Here is a 23,422-nt window from a genome sequence, read left to right on the forward strand (position 1 = left end):
CCGCGGACCACCGCACCACGGTTCGGCCTGAAGGGAGGCCCGGCATGACCGTCACCGAGGACTACATCGACGCCTCCGGCGGGGACTGGGACGAGGTCATCGAACGGGCCCAGGCCACGAGCGCCGAACGCCTCGTCGTCAACATGGGTCCCCAGCACCCCTCCACACACGGCGTCCTGCGCCTGATCCTCACCCTCGACGGTGAGACCTGCACGGAGGCGCGCGTCGGTATCGGTTACCTGCACACCGGTATCGAGAAGAACATGGAGTACCGGACGTGGACCCAGGGGACCACGTTCGTGACCCGCATGGACTACCTGACGCCCCTGTTCAACGAGACCGCGTACTGCCTGGCCGTCGAGCGGCTGCTCGACGTCGCCGACCGGATCCCCGAGCGGGCCAACGTCATCCGCGTCCTGGTCATGGAGCTCAACCGGATGGCCTCGCACTTCGTCGCGCTGGCCACGTTCGGCATGGAGCTGGGCGCGACCACGGTCATGACCAACGGCTTCCGCGAGCGCGAGATGATCCTGGACATCCTGGAGCTCATCACGGGCCTGCGGATGAACCACGCCTACGTGCGCCCCGGAGGCGTGGCCCAGGACCTGCCGCCGGGAGCGATCGGCAAGATCCGCGAACTCCTCAGGGAGATGCCGAAGCGCATCGCGACCATGCGCAAGCTCCTGGACGAGAATCCCGTCTACCTCGCCCGCACGAGGGACGTGGCCTATCTCAACCTGCCCGGATGCATGGCGCTGGGCGTCACCGGCCCGCTGCTGCGCGCCTCCGGCCTGGCCTGGGACCTGCGCAAGGCCAAGCCCTACTGCGGCTACGAGGACTACGAGTTCGACGTCCCCGTCTCCGACGGCGGCGACGTCTACGCGCGCTACCGCGTCCGCATGGCCGAGATGACGGAGAGCCTCAAGATCGTCGAGCAGTGCCTGGACAGGCTCCAGCCCGGCCCGGTGATGATCGAGGACGCCAAGATCGGCTGGCCCGCCAAGCTGGCGCTCGGCCCGGACGGGATGGGCAACTCGCCCGACCACATCGCGCACATCATGAGCGGTTCCATGGAGGCGCTCATCCACCACTTCAAGCTGGTCACCGAGGGCTTCCGGGTGCCCGCGGGCCAGGCGTACGCGGCCGTCGAGAGCGCCAAGGGCGAACTCGGGTGCCACGCGGTGAGCGACGGGGGCACCCGCCCCTACCGCGTGCACTTCCGCGACCCCTCGTTCACCCACCTCCAGGCCGTCGCCGCCATGTGCGAGGGCGGCACGGTGGCGGACGTCATCGCGGCCGTGGCCAGTATCGACCCGGTGATGGGAGGCGTGGACCGGTGAGCGAGCACAGTACACCCGACGGCGCGGACACCGCGCCCGACCGCTTCCCCGACGAGGTGGTCGCGCGGCTGGAGCAGGACGCCAAGGAGCTGATCAGCCGTTACCCGAGGGAGCGGTCCGCGCTCCTGCCGCTGCTGCACCTGGTGCAGGCGGAGGAGGGCCACGTCAGCCGGGCCGGGATGCGCTTCTGCGCCGACCAGCTCGGCATCACGCTCGCCGAGGTCAACGCAGTGGCCACCTTCTACACCATGTACCGCCGCCGCCCCGGCGGCGACTACCAGGTGGGCGTGTGCACCAACACCCTGTGCGCGGTGATGGGCGGCGACGAGATCTTCGCGGCGCTCAAGGAGCACCTGGGCGTGGGCAACGGAGAGACCACCGAGGACGGCACGGTCACGCTGGAGCACGTCGAGTGCAACGCGGCCTGCGACTTCGCGCCGGTCGTGATGGTCAACTGGGAGTTCTTCGACAACCAGACCCCCGAGAGCGCGAAGCGGATGGTCGACGACCTGCGGCTGGGCAAGGACGTGGCGCCCACCCGCGGCCCGTCGAGCCTGTGCACCTGGAAGCAGGCCTCGCGCGTGCTGGCCGGGTTCGAGGACGGCCGCGCGGACGAGGGCGTCCAGGCGGCGGCCCCCTCCCTGGCCGGGCTCAGGCTCGCCCAGCGGCGCGGGTGGTCGGCTCCCGACCCGGCGCACCTGCCCGCCCCCGGCACCACCCAGGGTGAGGAGGGAGCCAAGTGACCACCCTGACCCCGATCCTGTCCGCCCACTGGGACCGGCCGGACTCCTACACGCTCGACGGCTACCGGGCCACCGGCGGCTACGAGGCGCTGCGCAAGGCGCTGGCGATGGAGCCCGGCGCCATCGTCGACACGGTCAAGCAGTCCGGGCTCCGCGGGCGCGGCGGCGCCGGGTTCCCGACCGGCATGAAGTGGGGCTTCCTGCCACCGGACAACCCCAACCCGCGCTACCTCGTGGTCAACGCCGACGAGTCCGAGCCGGGCACCTGCAAGGACATCCCGCTGCTGCTCGCCAACCCGCACGTGCTGGTCGAGGGCATCGCGATCGCCTCGTACGCGATCAGGTCGAACCAGGCGTTCGTCTACGTGCGCGGCGAGGTCGTCCACGTCATCCGCCGTCTGCGCCGGGCCGTCGCGGAGGCCTACGACGCCGGGCTGCTCGGGAAGGACATCCTCGGCACCGGCTTCGACCTCGACGTGGTCGTCCACGCGGGCGCCGGCGCCTACATCTGCGGCGAGGAGACGGCACTGCTCGACTCCCTGGAGGGCTACCGGGGCCAGCCACGGCTCAAGCCGCCCTTCCCCGCCGTCGCCGGGCTCTACGCCTCGCCGACCGTGGTGAACAACGTCGAGTCCATCGCCAGCGTCCCCGGCATCGTCGCCAACGGCGCCGAGTGGTTCACCTCGATGGGCACCGAGAAGTCCGCCGGGTTCGGCTTCTTCTCCCTGTCCGGCCACGTCACCGAGCCCGGCCAGTACGAGGCTCCGCTCGGCATCACCCTGCGCGAACTCCTCGACATGGCGGGCGGGGTCCGCTCCGGGCACCGGCTCAAGTTCTGGACGCCCGGCGGCTCCTCCACGCCGATCTTCACCGACGAGCACCTCGACACACCGCTCGACTTCGAGTCGGTGGGCGCCGCCGGGTCCATGCTCGGCACCCGCGCCCTCCAGATCTTCGACGAGACCACGTGCGTCGTCCGGGCCGTCGGCCGGTGGATCGCCTTCTACGCCCACGAGTCCTGCGGCAAGTGCACGCCCTGCCGCGAGGGCAACTTCTGGATGGTCCAGGTGCTGGACCGGCTGGAGAACGGCCAGGGAACCGAGGAGGACCTCGACAAGCTCCTCGACATCTGCGACAACCTGCTCGGCCGCTCCTTCTGCGCCCTCGGCGACGGAGCGACCAGCCCGGTCACCTCCTCCATCAAGTACTTCCGCCAGGAGTACATCGACCACGTGGAGCAGGGCGGCTGCCCCTTCGACCATGCCAAAGCCACCCTCTGGGGGGACCGGCCGACCTCGACCACCACGGAACGGGGAGGGAACCAGTGACCGTCACGTCCAACTCCTCCGGCGGGGCGGCGCCCGCACCGCCGGAGGACCTGATCACCGTCACCATCGACGGCTTCCAGATCCAGGTGCCCAAGGGCACGCTGGTCATCCGGGCCGCCGAGCTGCTCGGGATCCAGATCCCCCGGTTCTGCGACCACCCGCTGCTCGACCCGGTCGGCGCCTGCCGCCAGTGCCTGGTGGAGATCCCCGACATGGGCAACGGCCGGGGCATGCCCAAGCCGCAGGCCTCCTGCACCATCACCGTGATGGACGGCATGGTGGTCAACACCCAGTTGACCTCCGAGGCGGCGGAGAAGGCCCAGCGGGGGATCATGGAGTTCCTCCTGATCAACCACCCGCTGGACTGCCCGGTCTGCGACAAGGGCGGCGAGTGCCCGCTCCAGAACCAGGCGATGTCCAACGGGCAGGGGGAGACGCGGTTCGTCGACGTCAAGCGCACCTTCCCCAAGCCGATCGCGCTGTCCAGCCAGGTGCTGCTCGACCGGGAACGCTGCATCCAGTGCGCCCGCTGCACCCGCTTCGCCGCGCAGATCGCCGGTGACCCGCTCATCGAGCTGATGGAGCGCGGCGCCCAGGAACAGGTCGGCATCGCCGAGGGAGAGGCGTTCGACTCCTACTTCTCCGGCAACACCGTGCAGATCTGCCCGGTCGGCGCGCTCACCGGCGCCGCCTACCGGTTCCGCTCCCGCCCCTTCGACCTGGTGTCCACGCCCAGCGTGTGCGAGCACTGCGCGGGCGGCTGCGCCCAGCGCACCGACCACCGGCGCGGCAAGGTCACCCGCCGCCTGGCCGGGGACGACCCCCAGGTCAACGAGGAGTGGAACTGCGACAAGGGCCGGTGGGCGTTCGCCTACGCCACCCAGCCCGACCGGCTCACCCGCCCGCTCGTCCGCGACGAGCGGTCGCGCGCCCTGGAGTTCGCCTCCTGGCCCGAGGCGGTCGACACCGCAGCCCGGGGGCTGGCCGCAGCGCGCGGCCGGGTCGGCGTCCTGGTCGGCGGGCGGCTCACCTACGAGGACGCCTACGCCTACGCCAAGTTCGCCCGGGTCGCCCTGGGCACCAACGACGTCGACGCCCGGGCCCGCGCCCACTCCGACGAGGAGGCCGCGTTCCTGGCCGCCCACGTCGCGGGCGCCCCGATCGGGGTCGACTTCACCGCCCTGGAGAAGGCGCCCGCCGTGCTCCTGGCCGGGATCGAGCCCGAGGACGAGTCCCCGAGCATGTTCCTCCGGCTGCGCAAGGGCGCTCGGAAGAACGGGGTCCGGGTCTACTCGGTCGCCCCGCACGCCAGCCTCGGCCTGACCAAGACCAGCGGTCGGCTCCTCCGCGCCGTCCCCGGCGACGAGGGGCGCGTGCTCAACGCCCTGGAGACCGAGGAGCCCGAGGCCGCCGAGGCGCTGCGCCAGGAGGGCGCGGTGATCGTCGCCGGCGAGCGGCTCGCCGCCGTCCCCGGCGCCCTGACCGCCGCCGCCGACCTGGCCGAGCGGACCGGCGCACGCCTGGTGTGGGTGCCCCGCCGCGCGGGCGAGCGCGGCGCGGTCGACGCCGGAGCGCTGCCGGGCCTGCTGCCCGGCGGCCGTCCAGTCGCCGACCCCGCCGCACGCGCCGAGGTGGCCCGCGTCTGGAACGTCGGCTCCCTGCCGGAGACCCCGGGCCGCGACACCGCCCGGATCATCGCGGCTGCCGCCGCCGGCGAGCTGGACGCCCTGCTCATCGCCGGAGTGGAGCTCGACGACCTGCCCGACCCCGACGCCGCCCGCGCCGCGCTGGCCCGGGTGCCGTTCATCGTCAGCCTCGAACTGCGGGCCAGCGACGTCACCGACCGCGCCGACGTGGTGCTGCCGGTGGCCGCGGTCGCCGAGAAGTCCGGGACCTTCGTCAACTGGGAGGGCCGCCACCGGCCCTTCGGCGACGCGCTCAGGGTGCCCGGGGCCCTCTCCGACCTGCGGGTCCTCGCGGCGGTCGCGGACGGCATGGACGTCCACCTCGGCCTGCCCGACTCCGCGACCGCCTACCGCGAACTGCTCGAACTCGGGCTGTGGACCGGTGGGCGCGTCGACGGCCCGTCCGTCCTCCCCGAACCGGTCCCCGACGCCGGGCCGGGGCAGGCGGTCCTGTCGACCTGGCGCCAGCTGCTCGGCACCGGCCGGATGGAGGACGGCGAGCCGTTCCTCGCCGGGACCGCCCGCGCGCCCCGCGCCTACCTGTCCAAGGCCACGGCCGACGAGGTCGGCGTCCCCGACGGCGGAGCGCTCCGCGTCACCGGGACCCGCGGCTCCGTGACCGTCCCCGTCGTCGTCACCGACATCGCCGACCGCGTCGTCTGGCTGCCCGCCAACGCGCACGGCTGCGACGTCCCGCGCGACCTCGGCGGCGGCGCGGGCGAGACGGTCATCCTGGCCACCGCCAACGACGCCGGGAGGAACCAGTGACCCCCGCCGCCCTCGATCCGTACGCGGTCCAGTCGGCCTCGGAGGCCACGCTGGACGCCTTCGGCCAGGACCCGTGGTGGATCACCGCGATCAAGGCCGTGGCGATCTTCGTCTTCCTCATGCTGTGCGTGCTGATGATGATCATGGCCGACCGCAAGGTCATGGGCCGGATGCAGCAACGGCACGGACCCAACCGGCTGGGCCCCTTCGGCCTCCTCCAGTCCCTGTTCGACGGCATCAAGCTCTCCCTCAAGGAGGACCTGATCCCGCGCGGGGTGGACCGGTTCGTCTACATCGCCGCGCCGATGATCGCGGCCGTGCCCGCCTTCATCGCCTTCTCGGTCATCCCCGTCGGTCCGGAGGTGAACCTGTTCGGCGTCGTCACGCCGCTCCAGCTCACCGACCTGCCGATCGCCGCGCTGGTGGTCCTGGCCACCGCCGCCCTGGGCGTGTACGGGTTCGTGCTCGGCGGCTGGGCCTCGCAGTCGCCGTACGCGCTGCTCGGCGGCCTGCGGGCCTCGGCGCAGGTGATCAGCTACGAGATCGCCATGGGCATGTCGTTCGTGGCGGTCTTCATCATGTCCGGGACGCTCACCACGTCCGGGATCGTCGAGTCCCAGCGCGGCCTGTGGTTCGCGGTGCTGCTGCTGCCGTCGTTCCTCGTCTACCTGGTGACGATGGTCGGCGAGACCAACCGGCTCCCGTTCGACCTCGCCGAGGGCGAGGGCGAGATCGTCGGCGGCTTCATGACCGAGTACGGGTCCATGAAGTTCACGATGTTCTTCCTCGCCGAGTACGTGAACATGTGCACGGTCGCCGCGGTGTCCGTGACGCTCTTCCTCGGCGGCTGGCTCGCCCCGCCCGGGGTCGAGGCGGTCCTGCCCGGCGCCAACGAGGGCTGGTGGCCCGCCCTGTGGTGGCTGCTCAAGTTCGTCGCCGTCATGTTCCTGTTCATCTGGGCGCGCGGCAGCCTGCCCCGCGTCCGCTACGACCAGCTGATGAGGTTCGGCTGGAAGGTGCTCATCCCCGTCCAGCTCGTGTGGATCACCGCGGTCGCCGTCGTGCGGATGCTCGTCCTCGACGGCGCCTCCCCGGTGGTCGTCGGCGTGGTCGTGGCGGCGTTCACCGCGGCCACGCTCGCCGCGTTCTGGGCCTGGACGCGCCACGCGCGCCGGGAGCGGGCCGAGGCGGCCCGCGAGCGCGCCGAGAACGCGCGCCGCGCCCACGAGGACGCGTCGTTCGGCGGGTTCCCCGTGCCCCCGAGCGCCGCCCCGCACTACGGCAGCAGCGTGCTCGCCGAACCGCCGCGGACGGCCACGGCCGCGGCCGGACGCAACGACAAGCGTGAGGAGGTCAGCGGTGCTTGAGTGGCTCAACCCCGTCAAGGGTTTCGGCGTCACCTTCCACACCATGTTCACCAAGGTGCCGACGGTCGAGTACCCGGAGGTCAAGCGCCCCACGGCGCCCCGCTTCCACGGCCGTCACCAGCTGAACAGGTGGGCCGACGGGCTGGAGAAGTGCATCGGGTGCGAACTGTGCGCCTGGGCCTGCCCGGCCGACGCCATCTACGTGGAGGCCGGTGACAACAGCGAGGACGAACGGTACTCGCCCGGCGAACGGTACGGGCGGGTCTACCAGATCAACTACCTGCGGTGCATCCTGTGCGGGCTGTGCGTCGAGGCCTGCCCGACCCGCGCCCTGACCATGACCAACGAGTACGAGCTGGCCGACGACAGCAGGCAGAGCCTGATCTGGACGAAGGAGCAGCTGCTCGCCCCGCTCAGGGAGGGCATGGAGGCGCCGCCGCACCCGATGCGGCTCGGCGAGACCGAGGAGGACTACTACGCCACCGGGCGCGGCCAGCACGGGTCGCAGGAGACGACGGAGGCGGTACGTTGACCCCCGCCACCGTCGTCGCCGCCACGTCGGCCCCCGCGCTCGCGGCGCCCGTCGGCGGACTGGAGGCCAGCGTCTTCTGGGCCCTGGGGGCGCTCGTCGTCCTCGGCGCCCTGGGCGTGGTCTTCTCCCGCAAGGCCGTCCACTCGGCGATGTCCATGGCACTGGCCATGGTCGGCCTCGCCGTCTTCTACGGCATCAACGAGGCGCCGTTCCTCATGGTCGTCCAGATCGTCGTCTACACCGGCGCGGTCCTGATGCTGTTCCTCTTCGTGCTGATGCTCATCGGCGTCAGCTCGGCGGACTCGCTCACCGAGACGCTCGGCGGACAGCGGATCCTCACCGCCGTCGTCGCCCTGTGCTTCGTCGGGGCCCTGACCACCGGGATCACCCGGATCGTGGTAGGTGACCCGGTCGGCATCGCCGGGGGAGCGGCCGCCGCCGGGGGCAGCATCCCGTGGATCGCCAACGAACTGCTGCTGCGCTACGTGGTCGCGTTCGAGGCCACCGGCGCGCTGCTCATCACCGCGGTCCTGGGCGCGCTGGTCCTGGCGCACACGGCCCGCACCAAGAAGCGCCGCACCCAGCGGGAGATCTCCGAGGACCGGATCCGCGGCGACCACCCGACCCCGCTGCCCGGCCCCGGCACCTACGCCCGGCACAACGCGATCGACATGCCCGCGCTGCTGCCGGACGGCACGGTCGCCCGCCTCTCGCTCAACCCCGTGCTCGCCGCGCGCGACCCGGAGCTCCAGTCGGGCGTGCCGGGCGACGTCCGGGCGGGCCGACCCCCGCTCCCGGGCGGGGCGTCGGACTCGGCGCGGTCCAAGGAGGGCACGCCGACCCTCGACGAGAACCGCACCGACGGGTCCGCCGAGTCCTCCGGGGACGCGGAGACCCCCGGGGGCGACGCGGACGGCGGTCCCAACGGCAACGGGCAGGAGGTCGAGTCCTCGTGGACCCGATGAACTACATCGTCCTGGCGTCGCTGATCTTCACCATCGGCGCCGTCGGAGTGCTGGTCAGGCGCAACGCCATCATCGTCTTCATGTGCGTGGAGCTCATGCTCAACGCCTGCAACCTGGCGTTCGTCGCGTTCGCCCGGATGCACGGGGACATCGAGGGGCAGGTCATCGCCTTCTTCGTGATGGTCGTCGCCGCCGCCGAGGTGGTCGTCGGGCTGGCGATCATCATGCAGATCTTCCGAACCCGCAGGTCGGCGTCGCTCGATGACGCGAACCTGCTCAAGCACTAGAAGGCGACGTGGCAGTGACATCTCACGCATACCTCGCCGCCGAACCCGCGGTGGCGGTCGCGGCCGACAGCACCGTGCTGTCGTACGCCTGGCTGCTGATCGCCCTCCCCCTGGCGGGCGCGGCGATCCTGCTGCTGGGCGGGCGGCGCACCAACGCCTGGGGGCACTGGCTGGCCGTGGCCCTGCCGGCGGCGGCCTGCGCCTGGGCGGTCCTCATCCTGTTCGACCTGCTGGGGCGGGCCGCCGACGCGCGGGCCGTCTCGGTGCCGGTGTACGAGTGGTTCGCCGCGGGCGGCGTCTCGGCACAGGTCAACCTGCTGATCGACCCCCTGTCGATCACCTTCGCCCTGCTCATCACGTTCGTGGGCACGCTCATCCACGTCTACTCGGTCGGCTACATGGCCGAGGACCCCGACCGGCGGCGCTTCTTCGCCTACCTCAACCTGTTCGTGGCCGCCATGCTCGTGCTGGTGCTCGCGGACAACTTCGTGCTGCTCTTCCTCGGCTGGGAGGGCGTGGGCCTGGCGTCCTACCTGCTCATCGGGTTCTGGCAGTTCAAGCCGAGCGCGGCCACCGCCGCCAAGAAGGCGTTCCTGATCAACCGCGTCGGCGACATCGGCCTGCTCGTGGCGATCATGGTCATGTACACGACGCTGGGCGCGGTCGGCTTCAGCGACGTGTTCGCCCAGGTGCCGGGGCTCAGCGACGGCCTGCTGCTCGCGATCGGCCTCCTCCTGCTGCTGGGCGCGTGCGGCAAGTCCGCGCAGCTCCCGCTCCAGGCGTGGTTGCTCGACGCGATGGAGGGCCCCACCCCGGTGTCGGCCCTCATCCACGCGGCGACCATGGTCACCGCCGGGGTGTACCTCGTGGTGCGCGCCGGGCCGATCTACGAGGCCGCGCCCGCCGCCCAGACCGCCGTCGCCGTGGTCGGCGCGGCGACGATGATCGCGGGCGGGATCATCGCCTCGGCCAAGGACGACATCAAGAAGTCCCTGGCCGGGTCGACGATGAGCCAGATCGGGATGATGGTCCTGGCCGCCGGGCTCGGCCCGGTCGGCTACGTCGCCGCCATCGCCCACCTGGTCACGCACGGCTTCTTCAAGGCCGGGCTGTTCCTGGGCGCCGGGTCGGTCATGCACGCCATGGACGACGAGGTGGACATGCGCCGGTACGGCGGGCTGCGGAGGGTCATGCCGGTCACCTTCGCCACCTTCGGCCTCGGCTACCTCGCCATCATCGGCGTCCCGTTCCTGTCCGGCTGGTGGACCAAGGAGAGCATCATCTCCGCGGCCTTCGACATCGGCGGCACGCAGGGCACGGTGCTCGGCACCGCGGTGATCGCGGGCGCCGGACTGACCGCCTTCTACATGTCGCGGATGGTCTTCATGACCTTCCTCGGCGAGAAGCGGTGGGACGAGGGCGCGCACCCGCACGAGTCCCCGGGCGTGATGACCGCGCCGATGGTCGTGCTGGCGATCGGCTCGACCGCCCTGGGCGCGTTCCTGATGTTCGGCGACCGGTTCGCGGCCTTCCTGGCTCCGGCCGTGGCCGCCGAGCCGCACCACTTCAGCGTGGCGCACGCCTTCACCTCGCCCTACGGTCTGGCGGCCCTGGGCGTGCTCGTGCTCGGCGTGGCGGCGGCCTGGGCGGTGTACCTGCGCAGGCCGGTCGCGCGGACCGCGCCCGCCGGGAACTTCGTCACCGTCGCGGCGAGCAGGGAGCTGTACGGCAACGAGATCAACGAGGAGCTGTTCATGAAGCCCGGACAGATCCTCACCAAGGCCATGGTCGTGGTCGAGGAGAAGGTCATCGACGCGGCCGTGGACGGACTCGGCATGAGCGTGCGCGACTCCTCCCGGGAGCTGGGCCGGGCCCAGACCGGGTTCGCCCGCACGTACGCGCTCACCATGCTCTTCGGCGCCGTGATCGTCGCCGCGACGCTGGTTGTGAGGTTGTAGACAATGATCCCCTGGCTCACCATCGCGATCGCGCTCCCCGCGGTCGGCGCGGTCGTCCTCTGGGCGACCCCGCGCGGCTCGGCGGAGGCCGCGAAGCGGATCGCCCTGGGCTTCTCCCTGGGCACGCTGCTCGTCGTCGCGGCGATGGCGCTGCGCTTCGACGTGTCGGCCGCGGGGCGGCTCCAGTTCGAGGAGGTGTACCCCTGGATCCCCTACTTCGGGGTCCACTACGCGGTCGGCGTCGACGGCGTGGCGCTGGCGCTCGTCCTGATGTCGGCGGTGCTCGTGCCGCTGGTCGTCCTGGCCGCGTGGAACGAACACGACGACCGCGAGGACGGCGGGCGCGGGTACCTCGCGCTCGTCCTCGTGCTGGAGGCGATGATGGTCGGCGTCTTCGCCGCCACCGACGTCTTCCTGTTCTACGTGTTCTTCGAGGCGATGCTCATCCCGGTCTACTTCATGATCGGGCGGTACGGGCGCGGCGGCGAGCGGTCGCGCGCGGCCGTGAAGTTCCTGCTGTACAGCCTCGCGGGCGGCCTGGTCATGCTGGTCGCGGTGATCGGCGTGTACGTGTACGGCGGCACCTTCCTGTGGACCGACCTGGTCGCGGACGGCGGCCCGCTGCGCGCGGTCTCGCCCGACACCGCGCGCTGGCTGTTCCTCGGCTTCTTCATCGCCTTCGCGATCAAGGCGCCGATGTGGCCCGTGCACACCTGGCTGCCGTCGGCGGCCGGTGCCTCGCGGCCGGGCACGGCGGTCCTGCTGGTCGGCGTGCTGGACAAGGTCGGCACCTACGGGATGCTCCGGTACTGCATGGAGCTGTTCCCCGGGGCGATCTCGTGGTTCGTGTGGCCGGTGGTCGGACTGAGTCTGGTGAGCATCGTCTACGGGGCGATCCTCGCCGTCGGCCAGACCGACATGATGCGCCTGGTCGCCTACACGTCCGTGTCCCACTTCGGCTTCATCACCCTGGGCATCTTCGCCCTGACCCAGGAGGGGCAGGCGGGGGCGACCCTGTACATGGTCAACCACGGGTTCGCGACGGGGGCGCTGTTCCTCATCGTGGGCTTCCTCATCGCCCGCCGGGGCTCGGCGCTCATCGCCGACTACGGCGGCGTGCAGAAGATCGCCCCGAAGCTCGCCGGGACCTTCCTGGTCGTGGGCCTGGCCGGGCTCGCGCTGCCCGGGCTCGCCCCGTTCGTCAGCGAGTTCCTGGTGTTCGTCGGGGTGTACGAGTTCAACGCGGTCCCGGCGGTCCTGGCCACGGCCGGCGTCGTCCTGGCCGCCCTCTACATCCTGTGGATGTACCAGCGCACCATGACCGGCCCGGTCCCGGAGAAGCTGTCGGGACTGCGCGACCTGTCCGGCCGTGAGGCCTGGGCGGTCAGCCCGCTGGTCGCCCTGATCATCGCGTTCGGCGTCTACCCGCAGCCGCTGCTGGACGTGATCAACCCCGCCGTCGAACGCACCGTCGCCGAGGAGACCTCCGAGGCGGGCGCGGTCGCCGACGGCGGCGCACAGGAAGGAGACGAGGAGTGATCCCCCTCATCCCCGCCGAGGCGGTGGAGCCGACGCTCCCCGGACTCACCGAGGCGGCGCCCGAGCTGGACTGGTGGCTGTTCGCGCCGCTGCTCACCGTGTTCGCGGCGGGCGTGCTCGCCACGCTCTTCGAGGCGTTCGTGCCCAGTCAGCGGCGACGGGGGCTCCAGCTCGGGCTGGCCGTCGTCGCCCTGCTCGCCACGTTCGTCCTGCTGCTCGTCCAGATGGGCACCGTGCCCGAGGGCGGCGCGCTGCTGGCCGCCGGGGTGCTGGCCGTGGACCGCACCGTCCTGTTCTTCCAGGGGACGATCACGGTCCTGGCCCTGGCCAGCCTCATGCTGATCGCCGAGCGCCGCCACGGCCGCGACGCCTTCGCGGCGCAGGCGGCCACCGTGCCCGGCAGCGAGGAGGAGCGCGCCCACATCATGGCGGGCTCCCAGCACACCGAGGTCTATCCGCTGGTGCTGTTCGCGGTGCTGGGGATGCTCATGTTCCCGGCGTCCAACGACTTCCTCACCATGTTCATCGCCCTGGAGGTGATGAGCCTGCCGCTGTACCTGATGTGCGGGCTGGCCCGCCGCCGCCGTCTCTTCTCGCAGGAGGCCGCGGTCAAGTACTTCCTGCTCGGCGCGTTCGCGTCGGCGTTCTTCCTGTTCGGCATCGCGATGGTCTACGGATACGCGGGCTCGGTGAACTTCGCCGACGTCCGCGTCGCGGTGGCGAACGGGGGCGCGGCGATCTTCGAGGGCGGAGACGGGCGACCGCTGCTGCTCATGGGGATCGGCCTGGTCGCGGTCGGCCTGCTGTTCAAGGTCGGCGCGGTGCCCTTCCACAACTGGAAGCCGGACGTCTACCAGGGCGCCCCGACGCCGATCACCGCGCTGATGGCCTCGTGCACGCTGGTCGCGGCGTTCGGCGCGCTGCTGCGTGTGTTCTTCGTCCCGTTCGGGGAGTCGGCGGAGCTGTGGGAGCCGATGCTGTGGACGGTGGCGATTCTCACGATGGTCGCCGCCGCCGTCATCGCGGTGACGCAGCGCGACATCAAGCGGCTGCTGGCCTACTCGTCGGTCGTGCACGCCGGGTTCGTGCTCACCGCCGTGGTCGCCAACAGCGTCGAGGGGCTCGCGGGCGCCATGTTCTACCTGGCGGCGTACGGGTTCACGACGCTGGGCGCGTTCGCCGTGGTGACACTGGTGCGCACCCGCGACGGAGGCCAGGAGCTCGGCGACCTCGACCGCTGGGCCGGACTGGGCCGACGTTCCCCCGCACTGGCCGGGGCGCTGGGCCTGTTCCTGCTCGCCTTCGCGGGGATCCCGCTGACGAGCGGGTTCATCGGCAAGTTCGCCGTGTTCGAGGCGGCCCTCGCGGCGGGCGCCGCGCCGCTCGTCGTCGTGGGCGTCCTCAGCAGCGCCGTGACCGCCTTCTTCTACGTCCGGATCATCGTCGTGATGTTCTTCAGGGACCCGGAGGGCGAGGGGCCGACGGTCGCTCCGGCGGGAGTGTTCACCGGCGGCGTCATCGCCCTGGGGGTGGCCGCCACGTTGCTGCTGGGTGTCCTCCCGGGGCCGCTGCTGGAGAACCTCCTGCCGGCCTCGGAACCGGGTTCGCAGCCCGCATCGGTGACGGTGTACCAGGTCACAGCGGATATCGGGGGCGAGTGAGCGTGTACCCGGGTGTGGCTTTGGCTGTTCAATCCGGGTCGGATACCGTGGCAAGTCGGATCATGTTCATGTGCTGAGCGCGCGGGTGGTCCTCCTCGTCCGAGGACCGCCCGCGCGCCCTCTCGACAGGTGGAGCTTTACGGTGAGCGGTGCTGTCCCGAGCGGGTTTCTCGCTCTGCCGAGAGTCGACCCGACACTCGCCCGAGAGGTCCAGGCCGGCCTTGAGGAGGTCGAGAGCCTGCTCAGGTCGACCGTGGAGTCCAGCAACCCCATGCTGACCGAGGCCGCCTCCCACCTGATCTCCGCCGGGGGCAAGCGGTTCCGTGCCACGCTCGTGCTGCTCGCCGCGCAGTTCGGCGACCCGACCGTGCCCGACCTCATCCCGGCCGCGGCCGTGGTGGAGCTGACCCACATGGCGACGCTCTACCACGACGACGTCATGGACGAGGCCGAGCTGCGCCGCGGCGAGCCCAGCGCCAACCAGCGCTGGGGCAACAACATCGCCATCCTCACCGGCGACTACGTGTTCGCCAAGGCCTCCGAGCTGCTCGCCGACCTCGGCTCCGAGGCGGTCCGGTTGCAGGCCGCCACGTTCGGCCGCCTCGTCCAGGGCCAGATCCTGGAGACCTCCGGCCCGCCGGAGGGCACCGACCCGCTCGACCACTACCTCCAGGTGATCAGCGACAAGACCGCGTCGCTCATCGCGTCCTCGGCCGAGTTCGGCGGCATGTTCGGCAAGGTCGACCCGGAGACCGTGGGCACCCTGACCCGTGCCAGCGACGCGCTGGGGATGGCCTTCCAGATCTCCGACGACCTGCTCGACGTCGCCAGCGAGACCGCCGACTCCGGCAAGACGCCCGGCACGGACCTGCGGGAGGGCGTGCTCACCCTGCCGATGTTCTACGCGCTGCGGTCGACCGCCCCGGAGGACGAACGGCTGCGGTCGCTGCTCGGCCGCCCGCTCGGCGACGAGGAGGCCGAGGAGGCCCTGGCGCTGCTGCGTCGGCACCCGGCGATGGCCGAGGCCGAGGCGACCCTCGAAGGCTGGGCCGAACTGGCGCGCAAGGAGCTGGCCACGCTCCCCCAGGGCCCGGCGCGCGGCGCGTTCGAGGCCCTGTGCGCCTACGTGGTGCGGCGCTCCGGCTGATCCCGGGCCGCGCCCCGCCCACCCGCCGTCGGCGCCGCGGCACCCGTCGGATGACGCGACGCCGTGTCCGACGGCCGCCCACGTGAAACGCTCGGCTGGGAGACCCCAGCCGAGCGTTCGGTCGTACGGCGCACAGGCTGATCAGACCGCCCCGGTCCCGCGGCGTTCCCCGGACACCGTCGTGGCGGGGTCTTCGCCGCGTCCGGAGCGCGTCAGCTCACCGCGGGCAGGGCCTCGTGGCCGGGCAGGTCGGTGAAGGTCGGGTGGTGGGTCATGCCGTCGTCGGCCGCCGGGGCCTGGACGGGGCCGCCGCCCTCGATCGAGACCAGGTCGCTGGTGTCCAGCTCCCCCAGCGCCGACGGGCCCTGGCCGAGCGTGGTGAACAGGTCGTCGACGGTCTGGGTGTCGGCGCCCTCGGCCACGCGCGGCAGCCCGCCCTCGGTCAGGTCGGGGATCTCGGCGATCTCGGTCACCTGCGGCATCTGCGGCATCGGGGCGATCTCGGTCACCTTGGGCATCTGGGGGAGCAGGCCGCCCCCGTCGCCGACCCCGTCGGAACCGGGGGCGCTCTGGGCGACGGTCATGGCGAGCGGGTCCTCCATGTTGCGCTGGCCGACCATCCCGAGGATCTCGCCCTCCCCGAGGTCGACGTAGTTGTCGTCGGTGACCGGGGTGGACTCCACGAGGTCCTGGGCCTGCTTGGGGGTCTCCAGACCGAAGACGTAGGCCATGTCCCACACGTTCGGGACGGCGGTGGCGGCCGAGCTCTGGTGCACGGTTCCGGTCGGGCCGCCCAGCTGTTCGCCCAGGTCCACGATGTCGCTGAGGGCGAGCGTGTTCTCACCGGTCAGGTCGGTCAGGTCGGCGGGCTGGGGCAGGCCGGAGCCGTCGGTCAGGCTGGAGTCCACGTCCAGCGGCAGGCTCGCGCCGCTGGTCAGGTCGGCGGGCTCGGGCAACTGGGAGGGGGCGGCCATGCGGGCCAGGTCGGAGGTGGAGGGGACGTCCAGCTCGTTCTTGAGCTCGTGCGCGGCGTGGACGGTGTGCGGCAGCAGTGTGCCCGCCGACCTCTCGACCCGGCCGCCCGCGTGGCGGGCGGTGCCCTCGACCATGCCCCCGGTGTCCTCCAGGGAGTTCCCGGCGTCCTGGGCGGTGCCGGTCACGGAGTCACCGGCCGCGTGACCGACGGTGTGGTGCGGGTCCCCGTCCAGCCCGGTCGCGTCCTGCACCCCGGCGACGGCGTGGCGCACGGCGGGCAGAGGGCTGTCGAACTCGCCCGCGGGGGTGGCCAGGCGGCCGGACTCGGGCAGCGGCGCGGACAGGTCGGGGGCGGGCTTGGCCGGGTCGTGCGCGGCCCGCTGGAGTTCGGACAGCGCGGCGTCGGCGATCGGGACGGCGCCGTCGGGGGCCAGCCCCCGCATGGTCGGGGCGACGCCCTCGACGAGGGCCCGCTCGACGATGGGAGCGACCTCGCGGGTGGGGGACTCCAGTGCGTCGGCCCCGGAGATGCCGACGCCCAGGGCGACGAAGCCGGCCGTCCCGGCGGCGAGGACGAGGGTCCGGGCTGAGGTCCGCTTGACCTGCGTCATGGTTAACCTTCCAAAGCTGCGTTGCGTGGATACGGGGCGGCCTGTCGCGCGACGGGGGCGCGGGGCCGGAGCCGGAGGAGCTGAGGACCACCGGCTGACATGAATCACGTGAGTGAGCCCACGGGACTCAGGTCAGCTCCCAGAACGTGGGTGGGCGCGAGGAGCCCGGGCTGGGAACGGTCCGAGGGGCACGGCGGGCGTGCCTGAGGAGGACCGTCCCTAGTCGGGCGAGACCGTGGGGTCGTCGGCGGGGTCGACCGGCACGGCGTGCAGCCGGGTGTCGGTCGGCCGGACCGGCGCGGAGGCCGGGGCGGCCACGGCGGTGGAGGTGAGGTATCCGGCGACGCCGGGCGCGGGGGAGGAGCCCCCGGCTGTGGGCGTCGAGCCGGTGGTCAGGTGGCCGCCGAGGCGGTCGGCGTCGCGTTGGGCCGCGGGGGCGCCCTCGTCGGAGCGGCGGGGTGTCGCGGGGGCGGCGGTCCCGGCGGAGTGGGGCCGCGGCACGGAGCCGACGGCGGTCGGGGCGTCGGTGCCCGACGCGGGGGTCGGCCGGTCGGTGCGTTCCTCGGCGGGGACCGCCGGGGCGGACTCCGCGCGGGGGGCGCGCGTGGCGCCCTCGCCGCCGAGGTCCGCCAGAGCGGGGAGGAGGTCGGTCGCGGGCGTGTCGAGCCGCTCGGGGCGGATCTCCTCGACGACGCGGCGGGCCCCGGCGCTGACCTCGCCGACCGCCTGGGCCGGTTCGGGCAGGCCGACGGCCCGCCCGGCGGTGCGTTCGGCGCGCTCCTCCAGCCCCTGGTGGACGGTGCCGAGGGTGGAGGTGACCGGGCCGGTCACCCGGACGACCTCGGTGAGCGGCGCGGTGTCGGCCAGCGGACGGGTGTCCTGGAGACCGAGCCCGTCGGCGTGCGCCGGGGCCGCGCCGAACAGCCACAGCGTGGTGAGGAAGGCGCCGACGAGCAGCGGAAGGCCGAGCAGGGAGGGCGCCAGCGTGCACACGGCCGAGGCGGCGCGGGCAGCGCGTCCGGCTCGGCTGGTGGCGGGCATGGGCGGTTCCTCCGCGACGTGTGCTGTGGTCGGGGTGGGTCGACCCCCACCCGCGACCCGACGTTAGCACAGAGTCACTGAGGGTAGTTTCGGTTTGCCGGAACCGGGGAAGCGGAATCAGTCGGCGGGCGCCGTGGCTCTGGCGCGGCGTTCACGGGAGGCGGAGGCGCGAATCTGGTCGACCACGAACACCAGCACCGCCAGCCACACGAACCCGAACCCGAACCACCGGCTCGCCGGCATCTCCTCGCCCTGGACCAGCCAGCCGATGACGAAGATGATCGACGGCGCGATGTACTGGAGCATGCCGATGACGTTCATCGGCACGAGTCTGACGGCCACACCGAACAGCAGCAGCGGCAGGGCGGTGACGAACCCGCCGCCGACCAGCAGGGCCGTGTGCCCGGGGGAGACGGAGAACAACGTTCCGTTCCCGGTCAGCTCCAGGTAGACGACGTAGCCGAGCGCGGGCGGGAACATGACGAGCGTCTCGACGGTCAGGCTCTGCATGCCGTCGAGGTCGACGTACTTCTTGACCGCGCCGTAGGCGGCGAACGACGCCGTCATGAGGAGGGCGAGCCAGGGGGCGGAGCCGTAGGCGACGGTCATGACCCCGACCGCGGCGACGCCCAGGCCGACCGCGACCCACTGGGTGGGGCGCAGGCGTTCGGAGAAGACGACCACACCGAGGCAGACCGCCATCATCGGGTTGATGAAGTAGGCGAGCGATGCCTGGAGGGTCTCCGCGACGGAGACCGCGTAGATGAACCCCCACCAGTTGAGCCCGATGAGGACGGCCCCGGCGGCGACCGGGAGGAAGCGGCGGGGACTGCGCAGGACCGGGAGCAGCCAGGCCCAGCCGCGCCGGGCGAGCAGGAGGAAGACGCACATCGCGAGGAGAGACCACACCATGCGGTGGGCGAGGATCTCGCTGGGTTCGGAGGCGGAGAGGAAGGGCCAGTAGAGGGCCGCGAAGCCCCACAGGACGAAGGCGCTCGCGCCGATGGCGACGCCGCGGTTGGATTCGGGCACGAATCCCATCGTAGGACGAAGCCACCTGGGTGTCTTCGGGATATCGGACACCTGTGGACGACCCGTGCGCACCCGCCCGACCGTGGCTAGTCTGGACGCATGTTCGGTTCGAAGACGACCATGGTCGACCCGGCGCGCGCCCTGCCCGGCCGGGACACCCCGATGCCGGTGCCCGCGCGGCACACCGTCCTGGGCACGCCGCTCGCCCCGCCCTACCCCGGGGGCCACGAGATCGCCGACGTCGCCATGGGCTGCTTCTGGGGCGCCGAGCGGATGTTCTGGCGGCTGGGCGCGGAGCGCGGGATCCTCACCACCGCCGTGGGCTACGCGGGCGGATACACGCCCAACCCCACCTACGAGGAGGTGTGCTCGGGGCGGACCGGCCACACCGAGGTGGTGCGCGCGGTCTTCGACCCCGCCCGCATCTCCTACGCCGAGGTCCTCAAGGTGTTCTGGGAGGGCCACGACCCCACCCAGGGGATGCGCCAGGGCAACGACGTGGGCACGCAGTACCGGTCGGCGATCCTCTACCACGGCGACGCCCAGCGGGCCGCGGCCGAGGCCACGCGGGACGCCTTCCAGCCGGTCCTGACCCGGGCGGGCTACGGTCCGATCACCACCGAGATCGCTCCGCTGCGGGCGTTCTACTTCGCCGAGGACTACCACCAGCAGTACCTGGACAAGAATCCCAACGGCTACTGCGGGATCGGCGGAACCGGCGCCAGTTGCCCGATCGGCGTCGCCACCTCGGACGAGCCTCCCTCCGGATCCTCGGTCGAGTAGTACGCCCGCGCACACGGGTACGCCCGAAGGACGGCTGAACGATGGCTCAGCCGTCCTTCGATGATGGTGGGGGCGGCTCACCGACGTTGCGACAGCGGTAGGTGCCCTCTGTCCGCCACTCGGAGCGCGCGGCTCACAGTGGACGGCATTCCCTGGTCATGCACGGGGCTTCACCACGTATGCGCCACACCGCCAGAACCCGTCTCCGCTGTCCCTGTTCGAGGACAAATCGCAGTTGTCCTCGTTCGAGGACGTGCTTACAATGTCCTCGAACGAGGACGGAGAAGATGCGATGCCGGAAGAGTTCACCCTGACGGGGTGGTCGAAGCTCGGTGGCCTGGTCCGCGACACCCGGCTCTCCCAGGGTCTCAGTCAGGCGGCCCTGGCAGCCCGGGCGGGCGTTGCCCGCTCCTGGCTGGCTCGCGTCGAAGCAGGTCACCGCGGCGCCGAACTGGAGCCCCTCCTTCGGCTGCTCGCCGCCCTGGGCCTCACCCTGACTCTGCGATCGAACAGCGACGCGCCACAGGCACGACCGAGCCCCGATCGGAGCCGTGCCGTGTCCGCGCGGAAGCCGAGAACCCACCAGGACCCGCCGGACGAAGTCGGCGCTGGTCTGCGCGCGGCCTCACAGGCGCGTCGGGCCTCCTGGGGTCTTCCGGGCGCCGGAGGCAGGGACAACCGCGATGACTGAGCGCCTGGCCGTCCTGCTGTCAGGCCACGTGGCGGGACACCTGGAGCGCGCGGCCTCCGGCGACGATCCCACGTTCTCCTACACGGCCGAGTACGTGCGAAACGGCGAGGTGGCACTGTCCGCGCGCCTGCCCATCCAACGAGGCGCCCACCCGGCGACGAGAGTCAAGCCGTACCTGTTCGGGCTGCTTCCCGAGAACGAGGACGCCCGTGCCGCGTGGTCCGACCAGCTCGGGGTCGCCGTGGACGACGCGTTCGGCATCCTCGCGGCGATGGGCTGGGACTGTCCGGGAGCCGTCCAGTTCTGTCGCGAGGAGGACCTGGAGGAGCTTCGGACACGCGAGGGCGAACACCAACCGACCAGCGACACCGAGATCGCCGCGCGGATCCGCGCACTCGCCGGTGATGAGCCGTCCTGGACGATGCCCGGTGAACACTGGTCGTTGGGTGGGCAGCAGGAGAAGTTCGCACTTGCGAGGATCGACGGGCGCTGGCACACGGCCCACGGCAGCGCCGCCACCACGCACATCGTCAAGCCGGGGATCAGGCAGCTGCACCACCAGGCCCTGGTCGAGCACGTCACCATGGAGGCGGCCTCGGCCGTGGGTGTGGTCGTCGCCAAGAGTACCCTCGCCCGGTTCGATGACCAGTGGGCCATCGTGATCGACCGCTTCGACCGGTCCCTGGAAGCCGGCCGCGTCCTGCGCACGCACCAGGAGGACTTCGCGCAGGCGTGCGGGCGCATGCCCGCGCACAAGTACGAGTCCCGCGACGGTCCGGGGCTGAGGGACATGATGCGGGTCCTCACCCGCGAGTCGACCGGCCTGTTCGACGACCGGCTCGCCCTCGCGGACTTCCTGCTCGTCAACCTGGTGGCCGGTGCTCCCGACGGACACGCGAAGAACGTCTCTCTCCTGCGCGCACCAGGGCTGACCCGTGTGGCTCCGCTCTACGACCTGGCCACGGGTCTGGCCTACGACGCTCGGAAGGTCGACAGGTCGGTGGCCCTATCCATCGGCGGCGAACGCATCGCGTCACGGATCAGGCGCCACCAACTGAGGAAGGCCGCTGAAACCCTCGGACTGGATCCGGAACTCCTGATCGGGCGCGTGGCGATGGTGGCTGAGGCGTTCCCGAAGGCGTTCGAGGAAGTACTGGAAGGACTTGCCGATGTCGCCCCGGGCGCCGAGGAGGTGGCTGAGAGGGCCCTTCCCGTGTTGCGGGTCCACACCCAGCACATCCTGGACCGCCTCGGCGGTCACTGATACCCGGTGGCTTCGCCCATGATCTCCCGAGACTCCTGCCATGGGGCCTCGTCCCGCCGTGGGCACAGGGTGGGTAGGGAGTGGGGCGAGGCCTCGAACCGTGGTTCGATCCTGGTACAGGGTGGAACGCTCCCGAACCAGCATGGTCCACCTTGGCGCAGCAGTGGGACGCGAGACCGGGGATGTGGCACCAGCGGTGTTTCGCCGTCCGTGCTCTCAGCGGCCGGGGTTCGACACCATTCGGCGGCCTGGAGGGCGTTTCTCTCGGCGGTGGCGTTGCCACTGGTCAGCGGCAGGTGGGCTGAGGCTGGCCAGGAGCCCTGCCAGATCGTCGCCGTAAGCTGACCATCTTCCTCATCGCACGGAAATGCCCGATTGTGCGCTACCACCAGCAGTACCTGGACAAGAATCCCAACGGCTACTGCGGGATCGGCGGAACCGGCGCCAGTTGCCCGATCGGCGTCGCCACCTCGGACGAGCCTCCCTCCGGATCCTCGGTCGAGTAGTACGCCCGCGCACACGGGTACGCCCGGGGAACGGCCGGTCCGGGGCAGGCCGTCCTTCCGTCCCGGACACGCACACACGGGGCTCTCCCACGACCGACCGTCACGGGGACGACGCCGTCCCGCTCCCATCGCGGGCGTCCGGGACGGTGGCCCAGCGGCGCGCGATGCGGTGGAAGGCGCGGACGAGTTCCGGAGGGCGGACGTCGGTGAGGTCGGCGTCGAAGGTGGCGAGGATACCGGCGACGCCCGCCCAGGACCACGCTCCGAGCGTGAGTCGGCAGTGGTCGGCGTCGAGGTGTTCGACGACCGAGCCGCCCGGCGCCCAACGGGCGACGGTACCGGCGGGCAGGTCGAGCCGGGCGCTGCCGGTGCACTCCCACGTGTCCGGTGTGTCGCCCCGATCGTGGCTGCCCATGACGTACTGCGCGAGATCGCCTCCAGGAACCTCCCGGGGGGCGAACCGGTCCGTCGTCGGGCGGGTGCGGAGGCGGTCGACACGATGCACCCGCCAGTCGCCGTCCGTGACGTCATAGGCGACCAGGTACCACCGGGCGGCCCAGACGGCCAGGTGGTGGGGCTCGACACGGCGGGCGGGCAGGAACCCGTCCTCGCCGGGCACCGGGCGTGAGCCGTCGGCGCGCAGGGTTTCGACGACGAGCACGCGGCGGTGGCGGACCGCGGCGCCCACGGTCGTGAGCGCGGCGGGGTCGATGGGTGGAGCCGGGAACTCCCAGTAGTTCCGCAGCCTGGTCAGACGCAGGGATTCCATGGACGCCCGCAGCGGAGGGGGCATCACCTGTACGAGGGCCGTCAGCGCCCGTGCCGCGTCGTCTCCGAGGCCGAACACCGTGCTGGGCGCGGTCTGGAGGGCGACCGCCACAGCGAGGGCCTGGTCGTGGTCGAACAGCAGCGGCGGAAGGGTGTGGCCGGTGCCGAGCCGGTAGCCGCCGCCCGGCCCGTGGACCGTGGTGATCGGGTAGTCGAGCAGGCGCAGGGTCTCGATGTCGCGGCGGACCGTGCGTTCGCTGACCCCGAGCCGGTCGGCGAGCTCGCCGAGCGGCCATTGCCCGCGCGCTCCGAGGAGTGAGAGCAGGCGCAGCGCGCGCTGTGAGGTGGTCGCCATCACGCCATCCTAGGTGGGTACTGGCCACTGGGCGTCCACTACTGATGCCATTGTCGGATCCGAACGGCAAACGGTC

19 protein-coding genes and 1 pseudogene are annotated in these 23,422 nt (G+C 71.8%); 16 read left to right on the forward strand and 4 right to left on the reverse strand.

Annotated elements, in window-relative coordinates; all coding sequences use genetic code 11:
* The first annotated feature begins 44 nt into the window (after positions 1-44).
* The 12 genes from ACIBFB_RS23875 (at position 45) to ACIBFB_RS23930 (ending at position 15,320) form a co-directional block, all read left to right on the forward strand.
* Entirely contained in the window at positions 45-1,340 is a 1,296-nt protein-coding gene (locus ACIBFB_RS23875) for an NADH-quinone oxidoreductase subunit D (RefSeq protein ID WP_397233723.1), read from the forward strand.
* On the forward strand, positions 1,337-2,083 hold the full coding sequence (gene nuoE / locus ACIBFB_RS23880; RefSeq protein WP_397233725.1) for an NADH-quinone oxidoreductase subunit NuoE: 747 nt from the start codon (positions 1,337-1,339) through the stop codon (positions 2,081-2,083). Before ACIBFB_RS23875 ends, nuoE begins: the two co-directional genes overlap by 4 nt.
* Entirely contained in the window at positions 2,080-3,411 is a 1,332-nt protein-coding gene (nuoF, locus tag ACIBFB_RS23885; protein WP_397233727.1) for an NADH-quinone oxidoreductase subunit NuoF, read from the forward strand. The genes nuoE and nuoF overlap by 4 nt, the downstream gene beginning before the upstream one ends.
* Positions 3,408-5,864, forward strand: a complete 2,457-nt coding sequence (locus tag ACIBFB_RS23890; protein ID WP_397233729.1) for an NADH-quinone oxidoreductase subunit G — start codon at positions 3,408-3,410, stop codon at positions 5,862-5,864. Before nuoF ends, ACIBFB_RS23890 begins: the two co-directional genes overlap by 4 nt.
* The gene (gene nuoH / locus ACIBFB_RS23895) at positions 5,861-7,231 is read left to right on the forward strand and encodes an NADH-quinone oxidoreductase subunit NuoH (RefSeq protein ID WP_397233731.1); all 1,371 of its coding nucleotides are present in this window, start codon (positions 5,861-5,863) and stop codon (positions 7,229-7,231) included. Before ACIBFB_RS23890 ends, nuoH begins: the two co-directional genes overlap by 4 nt.
* A complete protein-coding gene (gene nuoI / locus ACIBFB_RS23900; protein ID WP_397233733.1) occupies positions 7,224-7,763 on the forward strand; it encodes an NADH-quinone oxidoreductase subunit NuoI in 540 nt (179 codons plus the stop codon). Before nuoH ends, nuoI begins: the two co-directional genes overlap by 8 nt.
* Complete coding sequence (locus ACIBFB_RS23905; RefSeq protein ID WP_397233735.1) at positions 7,760-8,728, forward strand: NADH-quinone oxidoreductase subunit J; 969 nt, start codon at positions 7,760-7,762, stop codon at positions 8,726-8,728. Before nuoI ends, ACIBFB_RS23905 begins: the two co-directional genes overlap by 4 nt.
* Positions 8,716-9,015: an NADH-quinone oxidoreductase subunit NuoK gene (gene nuoK / locus ACIBFB_RS23910; RefSeq protein WP_397233737.1), complete on the forward strand. Its 300-nt coding sequence runs from the start codon at positions 8,716-8,718 to the stop codon at positions 9,013-9,015. The genes ACIBFB_RS23905 and nuoK overlap by 13 nt, the downstream gene beginning before the upstream one ends.
* A gap of 14 nt (positions 9,016-9,029) precedes the next feature.
* Positions 9,030-10,973: an NADH-quinone oxidoreductase subunit L gene (gene nuoL / locus ACIBFB_RS23915; protein ID WP_397233739.1), complete on the forward strand. Its 1,944-nt coding sequence runs from the start codon at positions 9,030-9,032 to the stop codon at positions 10,971-10,973.
* 3 nt (positions 10,974-10,976) lie between these two features.
* Positions 10,977-12,512, forward strand: coding sequence for an NADH-quinone oxidoreductase subunit M (locus ACIBFB_RS23920; RefSeq protein WP_397233742.1), 1,536 nt, complete (start codon positions 10,977-10,979; stop codon positions 12,510-12,512).
* Positions 12,509-14,173, forward strand: a complete 1,665-nt coding sequence (gene nuoN, locus ACIBFB_RS23925; RefSeq protein WP_397233744.1) for an NADH-quinone oxidoreductase subunit NuoN — start codon at positions 12,509-12,511, stop codon at positions 14,171-14,173. The genes ACIBFB_RS23920 and nuoN overlap by 4 nt, the downstream gene beginning before the upstream one ends.
* A 142-nt stretch (positions 14,174-14,315) precedes the next feature.
* Positions 14,316-15,320: a polyprenyl synthetase family protein gene (locus tag ACIBFB_RS23930; RefSeq protein ID WP_397233746.1), complete on the forward strand. Its 1,005-nt coding sequence runs from the start codon at positions 14,316-14,318 to the stop codon at positions 15,318-15,320.
* A gap of 212 nt (positions 15,321-15,532) precedes the next feature.
* Here the strand turns inward: ACIBFB_RS23930 and ACIBFB_RS23935 are convergent, their stop codons facing one another.
* The 3 genes from ACIBFB_RS23935 to rarD all read right to left on the reverse strand — a co-directional run bounded on the left by ACIBFB_RS23935 (position 15,533) and on the right by rarD (position 18,979).
* Positions 15,533-16,906: a hypothetical protein gene (locus tag ACIBFB_RS23935; protein WP_397233748.1), complete on the reverse strand. Its 1,374-nt coding sequence runs from the start codon at positions 16,904-16,906 to the stop codon at positions 15,533-15,535.
* A gap of 219 nt (positions 16,907-17,125) precedes the next feature.
* Entirely contained in the window at positions 17,126-17,947 is an 822-nt protein-coding gene (locus ACIBFB_RS23940) for a hypothetical protein (protein WP_397233750.1), read from the reverse strand.
* Positions 17,948-18,064: 117 nt separating this feature from the next.
* Positions 18,065-18,979 (reverse strand): EamA family transporter RarD, encoded by a 915-nt coding sequence (rarD, locus tag ACIBFB_RS23945; RefSeq protein WP_397233752.1) that lies wholly within the window; start codon positions 18,977-18,979, stop codon positions 18,065-18,067.
* A 99-nt stretch (positions 18,980-19,078) separates the two neighbouring features.
* On the opposite strand from rarD, the gene msrA reads away from it, so the two are divergent.
* The 4 genes and pseudogenes from msrA to ACIBFB_RS23965 form a co-directional block, all read left to right on the forward strand.
* A complete protein-coding gene (gene msrA, locus ACIBFB_RS23950) occupies positions 19,079-19,762 on the forward strand; it encodes a peptide-methionine (S)-S-oxide reductase MsrA (RefSeq protein ID WP_397233754.1) in 684 nt (227 codons plus the stop codon).
* A gap of 262 nt (positions 19,763-20,024) precedes the next feature.
* A complete protein-coding gene (locus ACIBFB_RS23955; protein WP_397233756.1) occupies positions 20,025-20,453 on the forward strand; it encodes a helix-turn-helix domain-containing protein in 429 nt (142 codons plus the stop codon).
* Positions 20,446-21,717, forward strand: a complete 1,272-nt coding sequence (locus ACIBFB_RS23960; protein ID WP_397233758.1) for a HipA domain-containing protein — start codon at positions 20,446-20,448, stop codon at positions 21,715-21,717. Before ACIBFB_RS23955 ends, ACIBFB_RS23960 begins: the two co-directional genes overlap by 8 nt.
* A gap of 383 nt (positions 21,718-22,100) precedes the next feature.
* Positions 22,101-22,223: pseudogene (locus ACIBFB_RS23965) on the forward strand (peptide-methionine (S)-S-oxide reductase); the annotation flags it as partial.
* A gap of 100 nt (positions 22,224-22,323) precedes the next feature.
* Here ACIBFB_RS23965 and ACIBFB_RS23970 read toward each other — a convergent pair.
* The gene (locus tag ACIBFB_RS23970) at positions 22,324-23,346 is read right to left on the reverse strand and encodes a helix-turn-helix transcriptional regulator (protein ID WP_397233760.1); all 1,023 of its coding nucleotides are present in this window, start codon (positions 23,344-23,346) and stop codon (positions 22,324-22,326) included.
* Positions 23,347-23,422: the final 76 nt, after the last annotated feature.

The organism is Nocardiopsis sp. NPDC050513, assembly GCF_044457925.1.
Taxonomy (GTDB): domain Bacteria; phylum Actinomycetota; class Actinomycetes; order Streptosporangiales; family Streptosporangiaceae; genus Nocardiopsis.